The following is a 24,732-nucleotide window of genomic DNA, read 5'->3' as shown; positions in this document are numbered from 1 at the left end:
CTAGGCTTAAAACCATTGTTTTAAACCCCGCAAGTTTGGTGGGAATACTAGCGGGGTTTAAATAAGCATTAAACAAGCAAAGAGCTGTTGGTTGGTGCAGCTCTTTGCTTATCCTTTATTAAAAACTTTATGGCATATCTAATAATGTTTGCGTGTGGGCATCTACTTTAACTTCGTAGTTTTTAGCGCTTAAGCCCAATAGCTCTGGCAAGGTTGCCGCTATACAAATAGACGAGAACGTACCCACTACAATGCCGGTAAATAATGCAATAGCAAAACCTTGCAGTGGTGCGCCTGCAAGTAACCAAACGCTCGCAACCGTTGCAAGTGTGGTACCCGACGTTATTAAGGTACGTGTTAGTGTACTTTTAATCGCATTATTAATAATAGTTGCAGGGCTAAGTATATTGTTTGATGGAACACGTAAAAGCTCGCGCACTCTATCTCCCACTATTATTGAGTCGTTAAGTGAGTAACCAATAATAGCCAGTAAACTTGCCAGCACGGTTAGGTTAAACTCAATTTGTAATAGTGAAAATAACCCAAGTACGAGTATTAAATCGTGCACTAGCGCAACCACAGAGCCAACGGCTAAGCGCCACTCAAAACGCACTGCAAGGTAAATCATTACTGCAATCATTGCAGCAAACATGGCTAAACAGCCTTGATCAAATAACTCATCGCCCACTTGTGAGCCAATATAAGCTGACGATAAAACCTGTGCGTTTATATCATCGTTTTGTGTAACGGCGCTTTGCCAATCAGGACTATTAGCTGTTGTTGATGTAGTTGATGCACTTGGCGCTTCTCTTAATTGAAAATGGCTATTCCCTTGTGCGGTTAGCTCAAACTCACCGTTGTGATTTTTAGCAATAAACGATTGAAGCTCTTTTAGCTCAACGCTTTGGCTAGTTGTAAACTCAGTTAAATAACCGCCGGTAAAATCTAGGCCAAAATTTAGACCTTTTTGCGCAAGCGTAAATACGGATAGCAGCACTAAAATGGCGCTTAAAAGCATGCCCATAAAACGTAAACGTGTGCCCTTTTCACCTTTCAAAAAAGTGTTAAGCATGTGCTTTTACTCCTGCTTTTTTACCCATTTTTAAATACAACGTTTGGCTTAATATTTTTGATACGTACACACCTGTAAATACAGACGTTAAAAGCCCCAGTGCTAATGTAATGGCAAAACCTTTAACGGGCCCATAGCCTATGCCGTATAAGATAAGTGCGGTGATCATGGTGGTTATATTGGCATCAAATATTGTATTTGCGGCTTGTTTATAACCCTCTTGAATAGCTTGATATGGTGCACGGCCTTGGCGACGTTCTTCTTTAATGCGTTCAAATATTATTACGTTAGTGTCTACCGCCATACCTATGGTTAATACTAGGCCAGCGATACCCGGCAGGGTTAACACAACCCCTGGTAATAATGACATTAAGCCCACAAGCGACGTTAAATTTAATATAAGTGCTACGTTTGCAATAAGGCCTAAACGGCGATACCAAAGCGCCATAAATGCAAGCGTAATACCCATGCCTAACATAAGCGCGGCTAAGCCATTACTAATATTTTCGCTGCCGAGGCTTGGGCCTATTGTTTGTTCGTGCACAATTGTAACGGGTGCGGTAAGCGAGCCTGCACGTAGTAATAATGCTAGGTCGGCTGCCGCTTGTTGGCTTTTCATATTGGTAATACTAAAACGCGAACTTAAATGCTGAGCAATATTGGCAACATTAATAACTTCGCTTTTTTTAACTACTTCGCCTTTAGCATTTTGAGAGTACTCAGAGTAAACCGTCGCCATTGGCTTACCAATATTGGCTTTTGAAAACGCCGACATAGCATCCCCACCTTGGCCGTCTAGGCTTAGTTGTACAAGTGGTTTACCCCAATCGTCGCGGCCTATGTTTGCATTATTAATATGATCGCCTGTAAAAATTGGCACAGGATCGAGCTTTATCGTTCCGCCCGATTGCATATTAAATGTTTGTCCGCCTATTTCTTTTAATTGATAAAAACCAAGCGATGCTGTTGCACCAATAATACGCTTAGCTTCGGTTGGATCTTGTACGCCAGGAAGCTCTATACGAATGCGATGTTTGCCTTGTTGCTGTGTTACCGCTTCGGTAATGCCTAACTCTTCAATACGTGAACGAAGGGTTGTAAGTGTTTGCCCCATTACTTCTTTATCAAAGCTGCTGCGGCCTTGCTCTGAATAACTAAATTTGGCAGTTTTAACGCTGCCATTATTGCTTGTTACAACGGCTAAATTAGCAAATCGGCTTTGTAGCTCTTTAATAACGGGGGTTAACTTGTCGGTTGCATTAGGCAATGCGTTTATTTCAAACCCGTGCTGAGTTTGCTTCGCTTTTACGCCATGTGCTTTTTGCTTAATAATGATTGATTTAGCTTGTTGATACGCACTGACTAATTGCTCATCAACGGCTTTATCTAAATCTACGTCTAGTACAAATAGCACACCGCCATTTAAATCAAGGCCCAGCTTTATTGGTGATAAACCAAAATCTTGTAACCATGTAGGGCTGGTTGCATGCTCAACAATTTTTACTTGCGTGTTTGGATATTGCGCTTTTATAGCCACTTGCGCCTGAGCGCTTTTAGTTGGCTCGTTTAAAAGTACATTAATAGTCGATTGCTTATCTAAACCCTGCTCAACCTCAAGCCCTTGGTTATTTAAAAAGGTAACTAGGGTTTTAGTGCTTGGTAAAGATTGCGTTTCGCTGTGCGGGGCAGCACTTATGTGCAACCACGATTTGTTTGGATATAGGTTTGGTAATGCGCTGATAGCTAATAAAACCAATACTATTAGCATGGCTATATAGCTTAATTTGAACTTAGCCGTAGACGGCTTTTTATCTTTTTTAAAACTTAACATGTTTAATCCTTATTGCCAGAAATGCTAGCAACGTACTTTTTAAAAGCACAATTAATCTGCAGGCTAAAACTTTAAAAGTTAAAACCTAATAAAATTAAATAAGGAAAATTAAGCGTGGTAGGTAGTTACGGCAGTGTAGAGTAAGTTAACATCTTTCCAGCCACTTAAGCGCGACTTTTTACTATTAGTTACAAGCGTATACCAAGGTTGTATACGGTTAACGGCTCTTGGTGGTAAGAATATATGCCTAACAAGATTTTGAGCAAAAAATTCAAAAACCACATCGTATTCTGGCTCATTTTGCACAGTGTGCAAAAACAAAGATGAATTATTGGCAGTTAATCTTGGTTGGTGCGCGTCAAAATCGGTTTGATGCGTTTTTTTATGTTGCGAAGTATCTACAGACTTACTAATAGGCTGTATTTTAGTTAAATCGGCAATATCAGTAGGCGAAACCTGCGTGCTAATATTTATATTTAAATTTTGTGAGGCGCCCATAGCATTGCTCTGCACACTAAAAAGTGCAGCAAGTAGCAAAAAGGCAGTTAAAAACACTCTAAATTTAAACATTCACGTTTTAAAACTAAAATAAGGGATGCGTAGTATATAAGGGCAAGCATTTAAAATACAATGCTTATTAATTAAGTATTTAGTTTTAACAGAGATCGCTAATGCGCCCCAGACAAAGCACAGAAAAACGACCAGACGCCATGAATTTACGCCAAAGTGTAAAAACACTGTGGCCCTACCTTACAAAATTTAAAGGCCGTGTTTTTATTGCACTTATCGCGCTTATAGGCGCAAAAGGTGCCACGCTTTTAATGCCTTGGGCGCTTAAAGAAATAATAGACTCTGTAGATAAGTCGATTAACCCACTGTTAGTTATTCCTGCTTTATTGCTATTGATGTACGGTGGACTGCGTTTTGCTAGCGTATTTTTAGGTGAGGTAAGAGATGCTGTATTTTCTCGGGTAACCGAGCACGCCATGCGTGATATTGGTTTAAAAGTATTTAAGCATTTGCACTCACTTGAGCTGGCTTTTCATTTAGATAGGCAAACCGGTGGCATTAGCCGCGATATAGAACGCGGTACAAGCGGGTTAAGCTTTTTAATGCGTTTTTTAATGTTTAACATTGTGCCTACTTTATTTGAAATACTGACCGTTGCGATTATTTTTGGCACGTTGTTTTCTGTTTGGTTTGCGCTTATTACATTATTGGCAGTCGCTATTTATATTACCTTTACTGTGGTGGTTACTCAGTGGAGAAACCGCTTTATTCGCGAAGCAAACGCTGCCGACAACCAAAGTAATACCCGCGCTATAGACAGCCTACTTAACTATGAAACTGTAAAATATTTTAATAATGAACAGTTTGAAGCTAAAACGTACGACACCTTTTTAGCAAACTGGGAAAAAGCCCGTTTAAAAAATAGAATGTCGTTGCTCGCCCTCAACTCAGGCCAAGCACTTATTATTGCCTGTGCTATTACCGCGTTAATGTGGTTGGGCTCAACCGAAGTAGTTGCAGGAACTCTCTCTATTGGTGAACTTGTGATGATCAACGCGTATATGATTCAGCTATTTTTACCGCTTAACTTTTTAGGTTTTGTGTACCGCGAAATAAGGCGCGCACTAACCGACCTTGAAAACATGCTTGGACTACTTAACAAAAAACCACAAATAACCGATGCACTTAATGCAAAAGAGCTCAATATTAGCCAAGGTGAAATAACATTTAATAATGTAAGTTTTAGTTACGATGCGCATCGCCCTATTCTTAATAACCTTAGTTTTAGTGTTAAAGCTGGCAGCAAAGTAGCCATTGTTGGTGCCAGTGGTGCAGGTAAAAGCTCATTGGCGCGACTGCTTTATCGTTTTTATGATGTAAGCACCGGTGAAATTAGCATTGATAATCAAGTAATAAACTCAGTAACACTTAATAGTTTACGAAAAGCCATTGCAATAGTCCCGCAAGACACCGTGTTGTTTAACACCACGATTCGTGAAAATATCGCTTACGGTAGACCAACAGCAAGCGATGCTGAAATTGACGACGCCATTGCAATGGCGCATTTAAAAGACTTTATAGGCACACTTGATAAAGGCGATAAAACATTGGTTGGCGAGCGTGGTTTAAAAGTATCCGGCGGCGAAAAACAGCGTATTGCTATTGCGCGCGCCATTTTGAAAAAGTCCCCTATTTTAATTTTTGATGAAGCAACATCTGCACTCGACTCTCATTCTGAGCAAGCAATACTTGCTGCAATGCGCGAAGTTGCCAGTAATCATACGAGTATTGTTATTGCTCATCGCCTTTCTACTATTACCGATGCAGACACCATTATTGTGCTCAAAGCCGGGCAAATTATTGAGCAAGGTAAGCACGATGAGTTACTTACTCTCGACGGAGAATATGCCCGTATGTGGGAGCTCCAGCATAAAAAATAAATAGTGTGTAACCCCTCTTAGCTCGGATACTTTTAAGTATTCGAGCTAAATAAAGCGTTTATAGCACCTATTAGCCTTTCTCTTTTCCTCTATCTTAGTTTTATCGAGCACTGTGGTAATTCACCTCAAAAGGTTTGTTTGTCTGATTAATATCAATAACAATCGATAAGTTAAATATTCGTAACAATAAAAATGATTCACTGCTGCTTTAATTCAATCAGTGATACTCAGGAGTAAGTAATGAAAAAGAGTTTAATTGCCGCAGCATTAGCTGCCACATTTATTACCGGTTGTTCAGAGCCGCAAACAACAAAAACAGAAGAGCAACAACTTAAAGTAGCCACTGCAGCAGTGACACAAAAAGCAGAGTTAGGTAATTTTGGTGTTGACCTAATAGCGCGTAACGAAGCTGTTAAACCAGGCGATGACTTTTTTATGTATGCCAGCGGCACATGGTATGACAACTACGTAATGCCTGCAGATAAAACCCGCTACGGTGCATTTTCAGGATTAGCTGAGCGAAGCGAAGGCGATGTTAAAGCTATTATTGAAGAAATAGCCGCACGTAAAGATTTAAACGCAGAAGAAAAACTCGTTGCTGATTTTTACAACGCCTACATGGATACCGAAACACTAAATAAACTAGGTGTGGCGCCAATCAAGCCATTGTTAAGTGAAATTAATGATATAGCGTCGACCGACGATTTAGCTGAGATGTTTGGTAAGTCTTGATTAACCGGTAATAAAGCCCCTTTTGGTGGCGGCATGTGGTTTAATCGCCTAGACCCTAACAAATATGAAATGTCGCTAGGTGCTGGTGGTTTAGGCTTACCAGATCGTTCTTACTACCTTGAAGATGCTGAGCGCTTTGTTAAAACCCGTACAGCTTATGTTGCTCACATTGCTGACATGCTTGAGTGTGCAGGAGTAGAAGATAGCGCAGAGCGCGCTCAAGCAATTGTTGATCTTGAAACCAAAATTGCACAAGGTCATTGGCCTCGTGAAAAGCGCCGTAATCGCGATTTAACGCTAAACCAAATTGAACGCGCTGATTTAAGCACTGCTTATCCTGGTTTTAACTGGGATTTATATTTTGCGCAAACAGGTTATAAAGTACCTCAGTTAAATGTCTCTCAGCCTGAACCTATAAAAGCGATGATTGAGCTAATCAATCAAGAAGATATTGCAGTATGGAAAGACTACCTAACCTGAATCTCGTTTAATAAATTGAACTAAATGCCTGTTCCGAGATCCGATCTTTCGACCAAAAACGATTGGATAAGCAAGGAACAGGCATGATTAAATTAGTTGAATTATTTTGCGATGTCGATGATTTTTATAAAGTATTTATACCCCAATGGGAAAAACAATTACTCGAAGATGGCACCCAAAAACGTCAGCGTTCAGGACGTATGACGACCAGTGAAATTATGACTATTGTTATTAGTTTTCATATGTCACATCACCGAGATTTCAAGAATTACTACCTTGGCTATGTATCACTTATGTACAAAAGTGAATTTCCCAACTTGCTCAGTTACACACGATTTTTAGCCGTTATGCAGAGGGTAATTGTGCCGATGTGTGCCTATTTAACTTCACTTGAAGGTAAACCCACAGGCGTTGAATTCATTGACTCCACATGTATTAAGGTGTGCCATAACATTCGTATTCCAAGACACAAAACCTTTGATGGAATAGCCCAGCGTGGCAAAGGAACAATGGGATGGTTTTATGGCTTCAAACTACATTTAATCGTTAATCACCATGGTGAAATTGTTGCTGCGAAAGTGACAACAGGAAATGTACATGATACTCAACCAGTCCGTGAATTAGCGAGCTGCCTGACGGATAAATTATATGGTGACAAAGGGTATTTAAGTAAAGCTTTAGAAGCCGATTTACTCGATAAAGGGGTAAAGCTCATTACGACGGTTCGCAAAAATATGAAGGCAAAAGCGATGTCATTATGGGATAGAGCAATGCTTTCAAAACGCTTTATAATCGAAACAATTAATGACCAGCTCAAGAACATATCCTTCATTGAACATTCAAGACATCGGAGTATGAACGGCTTTATGTTGAATTTAGTCGCTGGATTGGTGGCTTATTGCTTGAAAGAAAAGAAGCCACACCTTAATTTAACTGACGTAGAGCTTAACGCATTAGTTATCGCTTAAGCAGAACTCAGGTTACCTAACGTATCACGCTATTAGCGGTAACGCAGGTTTACTATCAGAAGAAGTATTTAATACTAACTTTGCTTTTTTGGCAAAGAACTAAACGGACAGCAAGAGCCTCGCCCTCGTTGGAAACGTGCAATAAGTGAAATGTCAGGCACAAGTTCGCTTGGTTTTGCTATTGGTAAAATATACGTAGCGCGTTACTTCCCTGAATCATCTAAACAACAAATGTCAGAGCTGGTTGAAAACCTTCGTACAGCCCTGGGTGAACGTATTGATAACCTTGAGTGGATGGGCGATGAAACTAAAGTAAATGCGCACGCTAAACTGGCTGCATTTGTACCAAAAATTGGTTATCCCGATATTTGGCAGTCTTATGATGGTTTAAGCATTACTAAAAACGATTTAATCGGTAATGTGAAAAAGATGCGTGAATTTTTCCACGCTGAAAGTGTTGAAAAAGAGCTACAAAAAACAGACCGTAACCGCTGGGGCATGACGCCACAACGCGTAAACGCTTACTACAATAGCTCGTTTAATGAAATTGTATTTCCGGCTGCAATATTCCAACCGCCGTTTTTCGATCCAAATGCCGATCCGGCAGTAAACTATGGCGGTATTGGCGTTGTAATTGGTCACGAAATGGGTCATGGATTTGATGTTCAAGGTTCAAAATCAGACGAAAACGGTGTGCAACGTAACTGGTGGAATGATGCTGACCGCGCTGCATTTGACAAGAAAACCGATCAACTGGCTGCGCAGTACAGTAAATACGAGCCAATTGAAGGTAATTTTGTTAATGGTCGAAATAGCCTTGGCGAAAACATTGGTGATGTAGGTGGATTATCAATGGCCTATCACGCGTACAAGCTAAGTTTAAATGGTAAAGAAGCGCCTGTTATTGATGGTGTTACTGGCGATCAGCGCTTCTTCCTTGCGTGGGCTCAAGTATGGAAAGAAAAACGTACTGAACAAAGCATGCTTAACCAGCTTCGTGGTGGCACACATGCCCCTGGTCGCTTTAGAGCACAGGCGCCACGTAACCACGATGCATGGTACAAAGCGTTTGATGTAAAACCAGGCGATGCGTTATACCTTCCTGAAGATGAGCGTGTACGTATTTGGTAAGTAATATATAAGGCTATTAATTTGCCTCGTTTAATTTTATTACTCTTTAGGCAACTCATTAAATGAGTTGCCTTTTTATTGGATTAAATTTGCTCTTAAACCTTCTTTAAGTCAGTACCAAAACACTTCACTAGAATACATTTTAGATAGTTTTTAAACGCAGCTGTTCTAATCTGTTTTAATACTTACTAGCCCTTGAATGCATTTACCTTTAGAATACGCATTATAATTTTATTCTATTATTTACATATATTAAGGCGAAACGCAGATGGGAAGAGCTTACCAAAACAAAAAAGATTCAATGGCTAAGACTGCGGGTGCTAAAACTAAAGTTTATTCTAAGTACGGCAAAGAAATTTATATTTGTGCAAAAAACGGCGGTGTAGATCCAGATGGTAACTTATCATTACGTCGTTTAATTGAACGCGCTAAAAAAGACCAAGTACCAGCACACGTTATTGACCGCGCAATCGACAAAGCAAAAGGCGGCGGCGGTGAAGACTACGCAGCAACACGTTACGAAGGTTACGGCCCTGGTAACTGTATGATTATTGTTGACTGTTTAACAGACAACAACAAGCGTACCTTTGCTGATGTACGTGTTTGTTTTACCAAAGCAAATGCTAAAATTGGCGCTCAAAACTCTGTTTCACATTTATTTGATCACCTTGCTATTTTTGTATTTGACGGTGATGACGACGAAGCCGTACTTGAAGCTCTTATGATGGCTGATGTTGATGTAACTGACGTAGAAGTAGATGACGGTAAAGTTACTGTTTTTGCTCCTCATACAGAGTACAACAACACACGTACCGCGCTTGAAGAAATGGGCGTGACTGAATTTGACGAAGACCTAATTAGCTTTGTGCCACAAATTGAAACGCCGATTGAAGGCGAAGACGTTGAAGTTATGGAACGCTTTTTAGCCATGTTAGAAGATTGCGACGACGTACAAAACATTTACCATAACGCGCAATTCTAAAGAGCGATTTAGTAAGTTAGAACGACTTTAAGCCAACAGCTATGTTGGCTTTTTCATTTTTAGAACATGGTATTAATATGAACTCCCTTAAAGAGCTTAAAAGTGGCAAACTTGTTGGTGCTACTCGCCTGCAATTGGTAGAAGAGCTAACGACATTTCCTGAAGAAATTTTTAGCTTAGCTGACACGCTTGAAGTTCTCGATTTATCAAATAATAACTTATCAACACTACCTAATGAATTTGCCTGTTTAACACACCTGAAGCGTGTGTTTTTATCGTTTAATCAGTTTAAGCATATTCCTGCTGTGCTGGCTAAATGCCCTGCTTTAATTATGGTCGCGTTTAAAGGTAACCAAATTTCTGAATTTGCTTTAAACAGCCTGCCAAAAAATATTGAGTGGCTAATACTCACCGATAATACGTTAAGCGAATTGCCTGAAGATTTTGGTAATTATACCCAGCTTAAAAAGCTTGCGCTTGCAGGCAATCAACTTAAGCAACTGCCAAGTAGCATGGCGCAGTGTAAAAACCTTGAGCTTGTTAGGCTCTCTGCTAATAACTTAACACACGTAGACGACTGGCTGTTTGAACTGCCTAAACTTGCTTGGCTTGCGTTCGCCGGTAACGATTTTAATAAAGCCCAGTGCCTTACAAAGTGCAGCTTAGAAAATAAGCCTCTTAACGATTACACACTTAGTCATATTATTGGTCAAGGTGCATCCGGCGTTATTCATTTAGCGCAAGCTGTTGAAAGTGCTGTGGCGATTAAATTATTTAAAGGCGCAATTACCAGCGACGGCTACCCGCTTGATGAAGTAAATTGCTGCTTACAAGCAGGCATTCACGCTAATTTAATTAAAGTACTTGCCTACATTGAGCAAAGTGATCAGCTAGGTTTAGTAATGGAGCTAATAGATAAAAGCTTTGCTAATTTAGGCCTGCCTCCAAACCTTGAAACCTGTACGCGTGATACCTTTAATGATGATTGCCATTACTCAACTCAAGCTATTTTAAAAATTGCACAGCAAATGGTAAGTACACTACATCACTTGCATGTTCGTAAAGTAAGCCATGGCGACGTGTATGCGCATAACACCATGATAAACAAAGATGCTGATGTTTTATTTGGTGATTTTGGTGCAGCCACAAACTTAGCCATGTTAAGTGATTATCAACAAAAGCAAATCGAGTTAATTGAAGTACGTGCATTAGGGTGTTTAATTGAAGACTTATTAGGCACGGTAACCGGTGATGATAGGCAAAGTGAACTCTTTGTTAAAATGTCCGATATGGCAAAATGTGCTATGCAACCTGCATTAAATCAAAGGCCAACATTTACTGAGTTATTAGCTGAGCTAAAATAAGTTTAATAATAATATAAGCGAGCAAAATGTAACACCTTGCTCGCTTTTAATTTATGTTTATTCGGATTTTCCGAACTTATTTAGTGCGCTTAAACGGGTAAACCTGTTGTTTAAGCATGCCTACGGGCATGTAATCCCCGACGACACCATACGCTTGTGGCCACTCTTTTTGGCCTTTAACAGCAGTACCAAACGCGTAATCTAAAAACGAAAAATGTGCAGCGTAGTTACGATCAATCGCGGCTTTATCTGACGCATGATGCCAATGGTGAAACTGCGGTGTAACCATAAAATATTTTAGCCAACCAAATTTCACACGTACATTTGCATGGTTAAACACCGCCTGCAAACCCACAATTATTACGTACAAACTAATTATTTGCTGTGAAAATCCAAGTACAAATATAGGCGTGAGCACTAAGCTGCGAGTAACGAGTATTTCAAGAATATGCTGGCGAGAGCCCGCTAACCAATCCATTTCTTTAGCACTGTGATGTACGCCATGAAAGCGCCATAATAAAGGGACTTCGTGATAAGCACGATGCACCCAATACTGCATTAAATCAGCCACGAGTATTATTAAAAACAACTGCACTACAAATGGTGTTTGCTCTATATAACCTTGTACTGTAGATGACACAGCCCAGCCAAAGCCATAATGCACAAAGTGGTTAGTAACGAGTAATACAAAGCCAATAATCAAATGATTTACAAAAAAGTGGCTTAAATCGCCTCGCCATTCGCTACGTAATATTTTTTGATCTTTACGATGAGGTAATAACTTTTCAATCACAATGAATATAAGTGTTGAGCCGAGTAAATCTAAAATAAACCAATCAAGCCCTATATAAGGTGTATCAGAAGCAAATTCGTTTACTTCAACGTTTGGTCCGCCAAACATAATAGCGAGTAAAATAAAAAACCACGCTGTAGCCCCTAAACGCTTATTGGTATTACGTACAAAGTTAAGTAATCCTAAACTGCCCGAGACCAATAATGATGCAAACATAAGCTGACGTAAAAAGTCGACGCTGTAGCTTTTTCTCAGCTCTGGTGTGGTTAAGTATTCAGGAAAGTGAAACGCTAATACGCCTAAGCAACTCAGTATTGCTAAAAAGCAGGCTATGTAGCCACTTATGTTGCCCTCACCTATCTGAAGATGATTTGTGCGAAATATTTTTCGCGATAAAGCTCTGATCATTTTTATTATTCCTTGCGTCGTTGAGTTGATTAAATACAACGAAATTCCATTGATTTACACACCCACATATTAACAAAATTTAGGGTATAAAAAATACAAATAGTTCCCTGCTAATTTTGAATTGCAAAATACACAGATAAACCAAACGCAAAAAAGCCACGCAATGCGTGGCTTGGTTGGATAAAGCTAAACTTTTACAAGGTCAATTATAAGTACTGACCTAATGCTTTAACTTGGTCTAACATGCGGTTTGAGAAACCCCACTCGTTGTCGTACCAAGCCATTACTTTAACTAGTTTGCCATTGGCTTTAGTTTGCGTTGCATCAAAGATAGACGACGCTGGGTTATGGTTAAAGTCGATAGAAACAAGCGGAAGCTCGTTATATTCTAAAATACTCTTCATTGAACCCGTTGATGCTTCTTTCATGATTGCATTGATTTCTTCTGTAGTCGTATCACGCTTAGTGATAAACGTAAAATCAACTAAAGAAACATTGATTGTAGGTACACGTACCGACATACCGTCTAATTTACCAGCAAGTTCTGGTAATACTAAACCAACAGCTGCCGCAGCACCTGTTTTAGTTGGGATCATAGATTGAGTTGCACTACGCGCACGGTATAAATCTGGGTGGTAAACATCAGATAAGTTTTGATCGTTGGTGTAAGCGTGAATAGTTGTCATGCTACCTTGTTCAATACCTACAGTGTCGTTAATTGCCTTTGCAATTGGCGCTAAACAGTTAGTAGTACAAGAAGCGTTAGAAATGATATTGCTATCAGCATTAATTACGTCGCTGTTTACACCATGTACTACTGTTGCATCTAAACCAGTACCTGGAGCAGATACGATTACTTTTTTAGCGCCTGCAGTAATGTGCTTAGCAGCGTCATCACGTTTAGTGAAAAAACCAGTACATTCTAAAACGATATCTACGTTTAGCTCTTTCCACGGTAAGTTTGCAGGATCACGCTCTTGCGTTAACGTAATTACGTCATCACCAATTAGCATAGTGTTGTTTTCAAGTGTTACTTTTTTAGAAAAAATACCATGAACTGAGTCATACTGCGTTAAATGTGCATTTACGTTAGCTGGTGCTAAATCGTTAATTGCGACAATTTTAATTTCGTTGTTTTGAGCTGACTCGTAAAGTGCACGTAATACATTGCGACCGATACGGCCATAACCGTTAATTGCTACATTAATCATTTTAGACTCCTATTTAAGTTCACTTGCTTGGCGAGCAAGCGCTTCAATTGCTTGCCAGTCTTTATTTTCAATTAGTTGTTTATCTAGCATCCAAGTACCACCAACACAAATAACGTTGTTAAGCGCTAAATAATTAGGTGCAGTTGCTAGGCTAATGCCGCCAGTTGGGCAAAAAGTAATATGTGGTAATGGGCCACAGATTGATTTAAGCATTGCTGTTCCGCCTGCAGCTTCTGCAGGGAAGAATTTTAAAAACTTAAAACCATGCGACGCAAGCTGCATAACTTCACTCGCCGTTGCAGCGCCTGGTAAAAATGGTATATCTGACTCTTTTGCTAAAGCAATCAGCTCATCGCTAACACCTGGGCTCACCATAAAATCAGCACCCGCAGCTACTGAAAGATCAAAGCTTGCTTTATCTACAACTGTTCCAGTACCTACATAGGCTTCAGGTACTTCCGCTTTCATTAGCTTTACAGCTTCTGCGGCAATTGGTGTACGTAGTGTAATTTCTAAGGCTTTTAAACCGCCGTTATATAACGCTCTAGCAAGTGGTGCAGCATCTTCTAATTTTTCGATTACAACCACTGGCACCACTGGTGCCGATGCTAAGATTTTTTCAATACTCATTACTTGTTCCTCATTACCCAGTATGGCTAATTTTCATTCAAGTCCAAAAGCACTCGCCCCTAAATCGGCACTGCTTACGATATTTCTAAACCCTGTAAATAATTCACGACCCGTACCAAATGTTGCACTTGGTTGGCTAAGTTCTAGTTCACGTTTTGCAAGTTCTTCATCGCTAACATGTACTTTCAAAATTCCGTTTGGCGCATCAAGCGTCACTAAGTCACCTTCTCGAATTTTAGCTATAATACCGCCCTCAACAGCCTCTGGCGCTAAGTGAATAGCTGCAGGTACTTTACCTGATGCACCCGACATACGGCCGTCAGTAACAATGGCGACTTTAAAGCCTTCATCTTGAAGCGTTGCCATTACTGGCGTTAGCTTATGTAGCTCTGGCATGCCTTTCGCTTTAGGGCCTTGCTCTTTTAGCACAGCAATAAAGTCTTGGTTTAATTCGCCACGCGTGTATGCATCTTGCAGAGCACTTTGTGAGCTAAATACTTTCGCAGGAGCAGTAACAATCTGATGTTCTTCAGCAACCGCTGACACTTTGATAACAGCTTTACCTAAGTTACCCGTTAGAAGTTGCAGACCACCTTGCTTACTAAATGGGTTGCTCACTGGGCGAAGTACTTCTTCATCGTGTGAGTTTGCTGGGCAATCTACCCATTTAACTTTAGTTGGGCCGGTTGAGTTACTCATGATCAAGCTATCGTCTTTATCTAAACGAGGCTCTGTCATGTAAGGTGCTAAACCATCGCCTAGCATTGTTTTAACGTCTGTGTGTAAGTAACCAGCGCTTGCTAGCTCTCGCATTAAGAAACCCATACCGCCAGCTGCTTGGAAGTGGTTTACATCAGCTGAGCCGTTAGGATAAATACGTGTAAGCAGTGGTACAACTTCTGATAAATCAGACATATCTTTCCACGTAACCTGAATGCCGGCAGCTTTTGCTATCGCAACAATATGGATTGCATGGTTAGTAGAGCCACCTGTAGAAAGCAGGCCCACTAAACCGTTTATAATCGTTTTTTCACTGATCACATCGGCTAAACACGGACTTTCTTTATCATCGGTAAGCTGCTTAAGCATGGTTTCTACAGCATTACCAGTAAGGCCATCGCGAAGCTCAGTGTAAGGATTAATAAACGAACTACCCGGAAGGTGCAAGCCCATTATTTCCATTAACATTTGGTTTGAGTTTGCAGTACCGTAGAACGTACACGTACCTGCGCTGTGATAAGACGCACTTTCAGCTTCAAGTAAGTCTTCGCGACTCACTAAACCTTGTGCAAATTTTTGACGAATACGTGCTTTTTCTTTGTTAGGAATACCTGATTGCATTGGACCTGCTGGTAAAAAGAACACAGGTAAATGACCAAACGACAATGCACCAATTAATAAACCAGGAACAATTTTGTCACAAACGCCTAAACAAAAAACGCCATCGAACACATCGTGCGAAAGCGATATTGCTGTAGACATAGCGATTACGTCACGAGAAAATAACGAAAGCTCCATGCCGTCACGCCCTTGCGTAACACCATCACACATTGCAGGAACGCCACCAGCAACTTGAGCTGTAGCATCGTATTTTGTTGCAATGTCTTTAATTAAATCTGGGTAGTCTTTGTATGGCACATGAGCCGATAACATATCATTATATGAGTTAATAATAGCAAGATTTGGCTGCTCATCAGCCTTTAAGCGGGCTTTGTCATCACTGCTACATGCAGCCATAACATGCGCAATATTACCGCAACCTAATCCAGCACGAACTCTTGTTTGTTTTTTTGCGTGCGAAATACGTTCTAAGTAGGCTTGACGGGTATTTTTACTGCGTTCTATAACGCGCTGGGTAACTTCTTGAATACGAGGGTGCAACATAATTTAACTCATCTCTATTAGTTAGAGGATAAAGGCTCAGTAGCAATTACAGACTCCACGTAAATAACTGTACTGAGCATCTTTGATTTACCCGTTCAAAGGTACGCTACCAGGGAGCCTCTCACAACAACCCTGACACCGGTGTCACTGTATTAACGCATGACCATGACACCGGTGTCAACCCTGAGTAATAAAAATAGACTAACTTTTTAACATGACCGATTAATGAACATTATAATTTTTAGGTATAAGCGGCTTTTTAGCAAGTTTATAAAAATAAAAAAGCCCAAATATGCGTCACTCATATTCGGGCTACTGTGAAAAAGAATTTAGACTATTTTTTAACTTGAGCTGTTGATTCACGTGTGATCAAACGAGATTCAAGAATTACCTGAAATGGTTCATCTTGAGGCTGTTCTATATGAGAAATAAGTTGAGTAACAGCCTGCTTAGTCATTTCCTCAACAGGTTGTGCAATTGTTGTTAATCCTGGCCAAATATGGCGTGCAATCGGTGCATTATCAAACCCTGCTATTGAAATATCATCAGGCACTCTTAATTGACGCTGAGTTGCTAATTTAAGTACTGCTGCAGCCATGTAATCGTTTGAAGCAAATACAGCGGTTGGCCTTGGTGACAAATCTAAAATACTACGCGCGCTATCCACACCAGAGTGATAACTAAAGTTACCCTCCTCTACTAGGCGTTCGTTAAATTCTATACCATGGCTGGCAAGCGAACGTCTATAACCTTTAAATCGTTGTTGCGTAGCACTATGATCTGGATGCCCCTTGATAAAAGCAATTGACTTATGACCAAGGCTTATCAAATGTTCTGTTACTTCAAATGCACCTTGCTCATCATTACTGCGCACAGAGATTGAATCATCTTCTAATATTGCTGATGCCACTCTGGCATAAGGAATTTTTTTTGATTTTAAAAAATTAACCAACTCAGCAAAATCACCAAATGGTGGCGTCAGAACAATTCCATCTAACCGTGATGTTTGTAATAATTGCTCAATATTGTTGATAAGAGCTTCACCTCTAAATTCACAAGGGTGAATTAAAAGGTTGTAATTATTCTCTTGGCAAGCAGCTAGCGCACCTGTTTGCACTCGCGTAATGTAACTTTTACTTGGGTTATCGTAGAGGCAACCAATGATAAAACTGCGATTTTGAGCAAGCCCACGTGCTATTGGGTTTGGGGTATAATCAAGCTCTTTGAATACTGCAAGCACCTTTTCACGCGTAGCCACACTAACATTAGGTTCGTTATTTAAAACGCGTGATACCGTTTTTTTAGAAACACCAGCATGGCTTGCTACGCTGTTGATTGTTACTTTTTTCATCACTCTATTTTCCAAATGCAAACAAGGAAACGACCTTATTTACTGTTGTGCAAACATGCTGCGGCACCAATTAACGGGATGTTATCTTGCGTTACAAGCGTTACGGGAATTTGCCCTGTATATTGCGACATAATACCCTTTTGCGAAAAACGTTCAACAAAACGACTTTCAAGTAAGCGAGATTGCATGCGAGGCAAAATACCACCACCAATAAACAAACCACCTAATGCGCCATAAGCCAATGCTAAATCACCTGCCACGCTGCCTATCCAATCACAAAATTGATTGAGAGTTGCATCGCACACTTCACACTCACCACTATTAGCTAAGCTACTAATTTGCGCCGCATCAAGGTTTTTTGCAGTAACACCTTTAACTGCAGCCATTGCTTTGTATAAATGTGTAATGCCTGGACCAGAAAATACGGTTTCTACAGATACATGCTGATGCTCTTTTCTGAGTTCTGTAATTAGTGCGGTATCTAATTCGTTAACCGCCGCAAGCGATATATGACCACCTTCAGAACTTAATACTGACGTAGAGTGAGCTGTTCTTACTAAACACGCAGCACCAAAGCCAGTACCGGGCCCCATTACACCAATATTTGCATTTTCATCAGCTTGCCCTGATTTCACAGTCACATTTTGCAGAGGATCTAAATAAGGCGACGCATACGCAAAAGCAGCAAAATCGTTAATAACATCTAATTTTTCTAAATTAAAATGTTGTTTAAATTCGTTAACACTAAAATGCCAGCCTAAATTAGTTAAATGCACTTGCCCTGCTTTTATAGGGCCTGCAACTGCTAAACATGCGCGTTTAGGTTTAATATGAGAGATGGTTGATAAGTAACGCTCTAATGCATTTTCAAGCGAACCAAAATCAGCACTGGGAAATGTGTTGTTATGCTCTATAATAAATTGGTTTTTTGCCTCGTCAAAAGCTGTAATTAGAGCAAAACGAGCATTGGTGCCGCCGACATCAGCAACTAGGATAGGATCAAATTTGGTAGAAGCGTGTAAGCTCATGGTGTTATCTCTTTTGTTTAAGCGATTAATGCTTATTATTCTACAACGGTAAACCATTGGTATTTATTTACTTTAGGCTATCACCCTAAAGCAGCTATCACAGTAAAAATGCTGCCTATAAGAATATAGACAGCCAATACGTTTTGACAACAAAATGATAAAACGCCCACATTATGACACCGGTGTCATGGTCAAATCAATAAATAAATGCCTTTAACCATAAAAAGCTTGAAAAAATCCATTAATAAACGAGAATGGCACAATTATTTATTACTTTAATTAAGTTGTAACAATGAAAGGTAAAGCTACTTCATTCGACATTGCCCACTATGCTGGAGTGTCTCAATCAACCGTTTCTCGTGCTTTACGTAATAGCCCTCTGGTTAATGAAGAAACACGCAAACGTGTTCACGATGTAGCCAAACAACTTAACTACAAAGTAGATAAAAATGCCAGTAATCTTCGCACGCAACAAAGTAGTACACTCGCGTTGTTATTATTTGAAGACCCAACCTCAGATGACTCACAAATTAATCCATTTTTTTTGGCTATGCTAGGTAGCATAACTCGCGCGTGCGCTAAAGAAGGCTATGACTTATTAGTTTCATTTCAATCTGCTAGTGCTGATTGGCAAGCTGACTACGAAGATAGCCACAGAGCTGATGGCATCATTTTATTAGGTTATGGTGATTACATCGACTTTCAACCAAAGTTTAAAAGCCTACTTGAACAAAATACTAAATTTGTATGTTGGGGAGCAACGGTTGATAACCGCCCTGATCTAACCGTATGCTGTGATAACTATGGTGGAGGTAAGCAAGCTGCAGCCCATTTTATTGCACATAATCGTAACGATTGTGCGTTTATAGGTGATGCTTCAGATCATAGTCCAGAATTTTTTGCACGCTTTCAAGGCTTCAAAGATGAGCTACTTGCTAATAAAGTAACAATAAACGAAAGAAAGATGGCCAACGCTATATCTACAGAAGAATCTGGATATCACGCCACCCGCTCCCTTATTGCTAATAATATAAAGTTTAACGCCTTATTCGCTGCAAGCGATTTAATCGCCATTGGCGCAATACGAGCGCTTAAAGAAGCAAATATCAAGGTACCTAAAGACGTAGCTGTTGTCGGCTTTGATAACATTGCTATTGCGAGCTATGTAAACCCACCACTTACGACCATAGAGCAAAATACGACGGTTGCAGGACAAATGCTAGTTGAAAATTTATTAAAACTCATACGCGGGGAAGAAGTGCAAAGCACTTTATTACCGCCGCTATTAATTGCCAGAGGCTCAAGTTAATTTAATTGTAAACTTTAGGGCTCATTTTTTACAAATAACTTATTAAATAACATTTCACATTGTTTAAGCCCATCATCCGTTAATACGATAGATTTAGCTTTACCAATAGGGTTACAGATTAAACCTTTTTCAAACAACCGGTTGGTTACTTCCCAATCAACTTGCTTCCAAGCTCGATTGTGCTCATGTAATGTGAGATACATCAACGCTAATGCAGCTTCATCTATTTTATTTTCATCAATATTCATTACTAACTCCCAATCATTAGGACTCTTGAATTCAAGCTTTAAATTATTTACGTATTCATTAAACCCTTTATAGCGAGGCTTTATTCATTAAACCCTTTCATTTTTATAACCAGGACGTGCAGTTCTGCTTTTTCATCACTTCGTCTATCTGCTACTGGTTTAGTTTCATTCTTGAACCAGAGAATGAAGAAGATAAAATAATTGAGCAATATAATTGCCACTGAAACCATTATTTCTAATTCAAACTCTGTGATAATAAGTAACCAGAGTTTTTAAGTAATCGACTTTTTAGTTCTTTGCTGTAAGTACGGCTTACTTTCATAGATTTATCATTTTTTAAAATAGCGTTGTACTCACTATTTCGCAGAGGTTCTAAACGCTTTACATGCTTCAGATTTACGATAGCTGATTTATGTATGCGTACAAAATCAGCTGGGAGTGTATCTTTTTCGAGACTTTTCATTCGAGCGCGCATCACAAATGTTTCTTGTTGAGTATGTACACACATATAATCACCTGCTGCATCTATACATAAAATATCGTTGTAAGGTACAAGTTGTATAGGGTTTCGACCATCTTGTATAATTAAGTTATTAGCCTCAACTAACGTTTCAATTTTTGTTGAGTTGGTGAGTCTTGGTTGCTGCGCGTTTAAATAACTTTCGCGCATTTCAAGTAATTGCTGCTTGTTAACCACGCTACTTAAACGTTCACTTGCGCGCTCAATAGCTTCACCTAAGCGCTGCAATTTAACCGGCTTGAGCAAATAATCTACCGCCTTAACTTCAAAAGCTTGCACTGCATGCTGATGAAAAGCTGTAACAAAAATAACAGCAGGGCAATAATTCCCAATAAAGTATTTAACTAACTCAAAGCCTGATTTTTCAGGCATTTCTATATCTAAAAAAATAAGGTTTGGTTGGGTTTTATTTATAATACTTACGGCGTCATCTACACTATTAGCATGGCCAATAACATCTATTTGAGGAAAGCTTTCAAGCCTTATCATCAACCCTTCTATAGCACTGTACTCATCATCAACTATCAGTGTTTTTAGCTGCATGCATATTCTCCTGTGTACGCTCAAGTGGAATTGCCATATTAACCCACGCTCCGCCCAGTTCGTTGTTACCTGTTTTAAATTTATTATTTTGAGGATAAATTAAGCTTAATCGTTGTTCACAATTTTTTAAGCCTATTCCTCTTTGAGAATTAGTATTTGTGTTAAAACCTTTGCCTGTATCTAAAACAGAAATAGACAACGTATTATTCTTTTGCTCTATTCTTAGCGTTATTGTTATGTTTTGAGCTTGATCCATTCCATGCTTTAAAGCGTTTTCAACTAAAGGCTGAATAAGCATAGAAGGAATTAAAAAGTCATCGCAGTGAGACTCGGTAATAATGTTTACATTCAGCTTATTACCAAAACGGCATTGCTCTATATCAAGATAGGTATTTAATATTTGTACTTCTTCGTGCACTGTTATTTTAGCAAGCGGATCGGTGTACAAACTATACCGTAATAAATCGCATAGTTTTTCAAGCATATCAACTGCATGCATATTATCTTTTTTTAGTATTAACGTACAAATTGCGTTAATGCTATTAAACATAAAATGAGGATTTAACTGATAACGCAGCATTTTAAGCTGTGCTTCGTTTGCTAAGTTAAGAGCAACAGCAGCTTTTTGTTTTTGCGCTTGGTTATCAAGGTAAGATGTAATACCAAAATAAGCCCCCGTCCATGTTGCTAACATAGTAAGTGACGCCGTACTCCAGGTGCCAAAGTCAAACCAACTCATCGCTGACCACCAATGGCCATAAAACCACTGCAAAGCAGCCCATTTAAAAGCGGTCCACACTATACTTGCAATCAACAGCGCTGAAACATGCAGTGGAATACTTATGTTTGCCGATTTTGTTCTTGCGAAAAAATAACACTTCCTTAAACCAAGCGTTATGAAAAGCCCGCATAAGGTGTCGAGTAACAAATGCGGAATATGAATTTGCCAAGGCTCGTTACTAGGTAGCTTTATCATTATTTCAGTTAAAAGTGCATAAATCCCCCAACCACTCAACTGAAAAGCCCAAAATAAATAACGCCGAGATTCTAATTTCACATCTATCCTAATAAAATGAAAACAGGTATTAGTTTATAAATCATTACAGCCTATAATAAGGCTATTACTCTGTGTCGCTTTCACTAACGCAACATTCGCAATTGCTAAGTTGAGTGGATGCTGAGCATTAATACTAAGTATTTCAGTGACTTCGTTCATCTTTGTTTGCGCTGCACTACATCCCAACTTTATAGCGACAGTTTGCCAGCCTTTATTTTTTAATTGGGTAAGTTGAGTCATTAGACTTATTTTAGTCAAACATACTTGTTCCCCACACATTGCGCGAAGCTCAACAACATCCGATTGCACATCATCAACGCGTATATCAAATTGTATGAACTGTTTATCAACGTCTTTAAACTCTGTCGTTGCTTGTTCGAAACGTAAACTCACTGTGGCAATCTCTTGTGTATTATTCCAAACAAACTGCCTGCCATCTTCTTGATACGCTAAGTTAACCGATTGCATAGAAATACTTTTGCCGTCGGCGCTCATGGCTGATGAGCTTTTAGTCATCATGTTGATTTGAGTTTGGTCTGATAACGCCCAGCGAACGTTAGGTGCTAGGTTTCTAACAAAAAATGAGGTGCCTTGGCTGTCACTTTCATTAGCTTTTGGACTGGTTTTTTCGGATAGTTTTTTTACACTTTTAGGTTCTTTATAACTAAGTCCATAACCATAAGCAAATAAAGGATCGTAGTTTTTATCGCCTTTATTGAGAATAAATTGGTCGTCAAATTTTGGCCACGAAAAACTTAATTTACCTGTAAAGTCGTATTGAACAGCATCGTTTTTATCTAAAAGTAAAACGTCAGCAACACCTTGCCCTTGTGAGCCTGGTAACCATGCGGCTACAAACGCATCAGACGCATTTATCTCTTTATTTACCCAAAGCGGACGACCGCTTATAAATACACTCACTACCGGAATCTTTTGTGCTTGCAGCGATTTTAATAAAACGAGATCTTTTTTATTATCTCGCTGATATTCAAGCCCTTGTATGTCGCCAAACCACTCGGCGTAAGGCTCTTCGCCAAACACGACTATTGCTATATCGGGTTTTTGCTTAAATTGTGCATTTTGCGATAATTCAATTTCACCACCAGCGGCAAGTACTTGTTCTTTTAAACCATCAAAAATAGACACTGCATTTGGAAAATCTGCATTGGTATTATCAGTTCCTTGCCATGATACGCTCCAACCACCCGCTTGTTTGGCAATATTATGTGCGCCATTACCTGTCACTAATATTTTGCTACGCGGAGATATTGGTAACACATTTTGATTATTTTTTAGTGTATTATTTTTCAATAATACTAAAGACTTTCTAACCGCCTCACGTGCCAAAGCTTTATGCTCTGGGGCATTTAACCAGTCTGTATTTTTAGATTCTGCACGACTCGATGGCTTATCCTTGGTAAATAATCCCCAACGCACTTTTGCGCGAAGAAAACGCCTAACCGCGTCATTTATTCGCTCAAGCTTTATATCGCCTTGCTTAACTTGCTTAATTGTATTGTGATAAAATGCCTCATAGTGTTCTGGCACCATCATTACATCGACACCTGCATTAAATGCACCGGCACATTGTTCAAGATCGCATCCTTTTACAAATTTATGCGCATTCCAATCACTTACAACAAATCCATCAAACCCCATTTTTTTCTTCAGTACAGTCGTTAATAAATATTTACTGCCGTGAACTCGTCTTGAATTCCAACTATTAAACGAAGCCATGACTGATTGCACACCTGATTCAATCGCCGAAAAATAACCCGCCGCGTGAATGTCTCTCAGTGTTTTTTCATCAATCACAGTATTTCCTCTATCTATACCGTTTTCGGTGCCGCCATCACCCACAAAGTGTTTTGCCGTAGCAATACGATGATAACCATTTAAAAAATCGTCGTTTATATCACCTTGTAAACCTGACACCATAGCACTTGCGTAACGTTTAACTATATCAGGGTCTTCTGAATAACTTTCATAAGTACGTCCCCACCTATCATCTCTTACTACAGCAACTGTGGGTGCAAAACTCCATTCAATACCGGTTACTGAAACTTCTTTTGCTGTTGCTTTGCCAATTTTTTTTATTAATTCTGCATCGTTAGCTGCACCTAAACCAATATTGTGAGGAAATAACGTTGCACCATATACATTACTATGGCCATGCATAGCATCTGTGCCCCAAATAGTGGGTATTGTGCTTTGGTCTTGCGAGCTATCAATTGAGGCTAAATACATTTCATCAGCAAAGCGTAACCACGTTTTTGAATCTGCGGTTTTATTGCCGTATGGTGCTGAATTACCGCCATTTAAATATGAGCCAAAGCCATACTTTCGCATTTTTTCAACGCTGAGATAGCTTATTTCTGGTTGAATTAATTGCGCTACTTTTTGCTCAATACTCATTGTCGCCATAAGCTCATCAATTTGGTTCTCAACCGATAGATTAGGCTTTAATTGCGTATTAACCATTGGCCAATCTACTGATTCTGTAGCCATTACGCTAACGCTTAAAGTACATACGCTTAATAAAGCAGGAAAAGTATTTCGCCAAAAACGACGATTAATAGTAAGCATTTAGGGATCCTTAGAGTTTTTATAACTTGATTTTTAATGCTGTTAGCCATTCACGCTAACATTATTACGAAAAACGCTTCCTTGCGATTTTATGTAATTAACCTGAACCCTAGTTAAGAGATTTACTAACATATTGAATTAGGGTGATATTTAA

At 39.4% G+C, this 24,732-nt stretch carries 18 protein-coding genes and 2 pseudogenes; 7 read left to right on the top strand and 13 right to left on the bottom strand.

Going from position 1 to position 24,732, the window contains the following annotated elements:
• Nucleotides 1-127: 127 nt before the first annotated feature.
• The 3 genes from secF to AOR04_RS07920 form a co-directional block, all read right to left on the bottom strand.
• A complete protein-coding gene (secF, locus tag AOR04_RS07930; protein WP_096792983.1) occupies nucleotides 128-1,072 on the bottom strand; it encodes a protein translocase subunit SecF in 945 nt (314 codons plus the stop codon).
• Nucleotides 1,065-2,903, bottom strand: a complete 1,839-nt coding sequence (secD, locus tag AOR04_RS07925) for a protein translocase subunit SecD (protein WP_096792982.1) — start codon at nucleotides 2,901-2,903, stop codon at nucleotides 1,065-1,067. The genes secF and secD overlap by 8 nt, the downstream gene beginning before the upstream one ends.
• A gap of 108 nt (nucleotides 2,904-3,011) precedes the next feature.
• On the bottom strand, nucleotides 3,012-3,473 hold the full coding sequence (locus AOR04_RS07920; protein ID WP_096792981.1) for a hypothetical protein: 462 nt from the start codon (nucleotides 3,471-3,473) through the stop codon (nucleotides 3,012-3,014).
• 101 nt (nucleotides 3,474-3,574) lie between these two features.
• Between AOR04_RS07920 and AOR04_RS07915 the strand changes: the two genes are divergently transcribed.
• The 6 genes and pseudogenes from AOR04_RS07915 to AOR04_RS07890 all read left to right on the top strand — a co-directional run bounded on the left by AOR04_RS07915 (nucleotide 3,575) and on the right by AOR04_RS07890 (nucleotide 11,010).
• A complete protein-coding gene (locus AOR04_RS07915) occupies nucleotides 3,575-5,353 on the top strand; it encodes an ABCB family ABC transporter ATP-binding protein/permease (protein ID WP_096792980.1) in 1,779 nt (592 codons plus the stop codon).
• Between the two features lie 240 nt (nucleotides 5,354-5,593).
• Nucleotides 5,594-6,562 (top strand): annotated as a pseudogene (locus tag AOR04_RS07910) (M13 family peptidase); the annotation flags it as partial.
• Nucleotides 6,563-6,648: 86 nt separating this feature from the next.
• Nucleotides 6,649-7,533: an IS982 family transposase gene (locus AOR04_RS07905; protein ID WP_096792979.1), complete on the top strand. Its 885-nt coding sequence runs from the start codon at nucleotides 6,649-6,651 to the stop codon at nucleotides 7,531-7,533.
• A 13-nt stretch (nucleotides 7,534-7,546) separates the two neighbouring features.
• Nucleotides 7,547-8,664: pseudogene (locus AOR04_RS07900) on the top strand (M13 family metallopeptidase); the annotation flags it as partial.
• A 268-nt stretch (nucleotides 8,665-8,932) separates the two neighbouring features.
• Nucleotides 8,933-9,646, top strand: coding sequence for a YebC/PmpR family DNA-binding transcriptional regulator (locus AOR04_RS07895; RefSeq protein WP_096792978.1), 714 nt, complete (start codon nucleotides 8,933-8,935; stop codon nucleotides 9,644-9,646).
• A gap of 41 nt (nucleotides 9,647-9,687) precedes the next feature.
• Nucleotides 9,688-11,010: a leucine-rich repeat-containing protein kinase family protein gene (locus tag AOR04_RS07890; RefSeq protein WP_096792977.1), complete on the top strand. Its 1,323-nt coding sequence runs from the start codon at nucleotides 9,688-9,690 to the stop codon at nucleotides 11,008-11,010.
• A 76-nt stretch (nucleotides 11,011-11,086) separates the two neighbouring features.
• On the opposite strand, the gene AOR04_RS07885 is transcribed toward AOR04_RS07890, so the two are convergent.
• From AOR04_RS07885 to glk, 6 genes are all read right to left on the bottom strand, one after another.
• Nucleotides 11,087-12,211, bottom strand: coding sequence for a sterol desaturase family protein (locus AOR04_RS07885; RefSeq protein WP_096792976.1), 1,125 nt, complete (start codon nucleotides 12,209-12,211; stop codon nucleotides 11,087-11,089).
• Between the two features lie 206 nt (nucleotides 12,212-12,417).
• Nucleotides 12,418-13,422 carry a type I glyceraldehyde-3-phosphate dehydrogenase gene (gene gap / locus AOR04_RS07880; protein ID WP_007375359.1) on the bottom strand — a complete coding sequence of 335 codons (1,005 nt, stop codon included), beginning with the start codon at nucleotides 13,420-13,422 and terminating at the stop codon, nucleotides 12,418-12,420.
• A gap of 9 nt (nucleotides 13,423-13,431) precedes the next feature.
• Nucleotides 13,432-14,052, bottom strand: coding sequence for a bifunctional 4-hydroxy-2-oxoglutarate aldolase/2-dehydro-3-deoxy-phosphogluconate aldolase (gene eda, locus AOR04_RS07875; RefSeq protein ID WP_096792975.1), 621 nt, complete (start codon nucleotides 14,050-14,052; stop codon nucleotides 13,432-13,434).
• Nucleotides 14,053-14,085: 33 nt separating this feature from the next.
• Nucleotides 14,086-15,936, bottom strand: a complete 1,851-nt coding sequence (gene edd, locus AOR04_RS07870; protein WP_096792974.1) for a phosphogluconate dehydratase — start codon at nucleotides 15,934-15,936, stop codon at nucleotides 14,086-14,088.
• A 334-nt stretch (nucleotides 15,937-16,270) separates the two neighbouring features.
• Nucleotides 16,271-17,287 carry a LacI family DNA-binding transcriptional regulator gene (locus AOR04_RS07865; RefSeq protein WP_096792973.1) on the bottom strand — a complete coding sequence of 339 codons (1,017 nt, stop codon included), beginning with the start codon at nucleotides 17,285-17,287 and terminating at the stop codon, nucleotides 16,271-16,273.
• A gap of 35 nt (nucleotides 17,288-17,322) precedes the next feature.
• On the bottom strand, nucleotides 17,323-18,315 hold the full coding sequence (gene glk / locus AOR04_RS07860) for a glucokinase (protein ID WP_007375363.1): 993 nt from the start codon (nucleotides 18,313-18,315) through the stop codon (nucleotides 17,323-17,325).
• A gap of 292 nt (nucleotides 18,316-18,607) precedes the next feature.
• On the opposite strand from glk, the gene AOR04_RS07855 reads away from it, so the two are divergent.
• A complete protein-coding gene (locus tag AOR04_RS07855) occupies nucleotides 18,608-19,624 on the top strand; it encodes a LacI family DNA-binding transcriptional regulator (RefSeq protein WP_096792972.1) in 1,017 nt (338 codons plus the stop codon).
• A gap of 14 nt (nucleotides 19,625-19,638) precedes the next feature.
• Here AOR04_RS07855 and AOR04_RS07850 read toward each other — a convergent pair whose 3' ends face one another.
• The 4 genes from AOR04_RS07850 to AOR04_RS07835 all read right to left on the bottom strand — a co-directional run bounded on the left by AOR04_RS07850 (nucleotide 19,639) and on the right by AOR04_RS07835 (nucleotide 24,578).
• Complete coding sequence (locus tag AOR04_RS07850) at nucleotides 19,639-19,872, bottom strand: DUF6429 family protein (RefSeq protein ID WP_007375365.1); 234 nt, start codon at nucleotides 19,870-19,872, stop codon at nucleotides 19,639-19,641.
• A 235-nt stretch (nucleotides 19,873-20,107) separates the two neighbouring features.
• A complete protein-coding gene (locus AOR04_RS07845; protein ID WP_096792971.1) occupies nucleotides 20,108-20,935 on the bottom strand; it encodes a LytR/AlgR family response regulator transcription factor in 828 nt (275 codons plus the stop codon).
• Nucleotides 20,910-21,992, bottom strand: a complete 1,083-nt coding sequence (locus tag AOR04_RS07840) for a sensor histidine kinase (RefSeq protein WP_096792970.1) — start codon at nucleotides 21,990-21,992, stop codon at nucleotides 20,910-20,912. Before AOR04_RS07840 ends, AOR04_RS07845 begins: the two co-directional genes overlap by 26 nt.
• 33 nt (nucleotides 21,993-22,025) lie before the next feature.
• Nucleotides 22,026-24,578 (bottom strand): glycoside hydrolase family 3 protein, encoded by a 2,553-nt coding sequence (locus tag AOR04_RS07835; protein WP_096792969.1) that lies wholly within the window; start codon nucleotides 24,576-24,578, stop codon nucleotides 22,026-22,028.
• Nucleotides 24,579-24,732 lie beyond the last annotated feature (154 nt).

Origin of the sequence: Pseudoalteromonas sp. 1_2015MBL_MicDiv, from assembly GCF_002407505.1 — a bacterium.
GTDB lineage: Bacteria > Pseudomonadota > Gammaproteobacteria > Enterobacterales > Alteromonadaceae > Pseudoalteromonas > Pseudoalteromonas fuliginea.
This window is presented reverse-complemented; position numbering and strand designations above follow the sequence as displayed.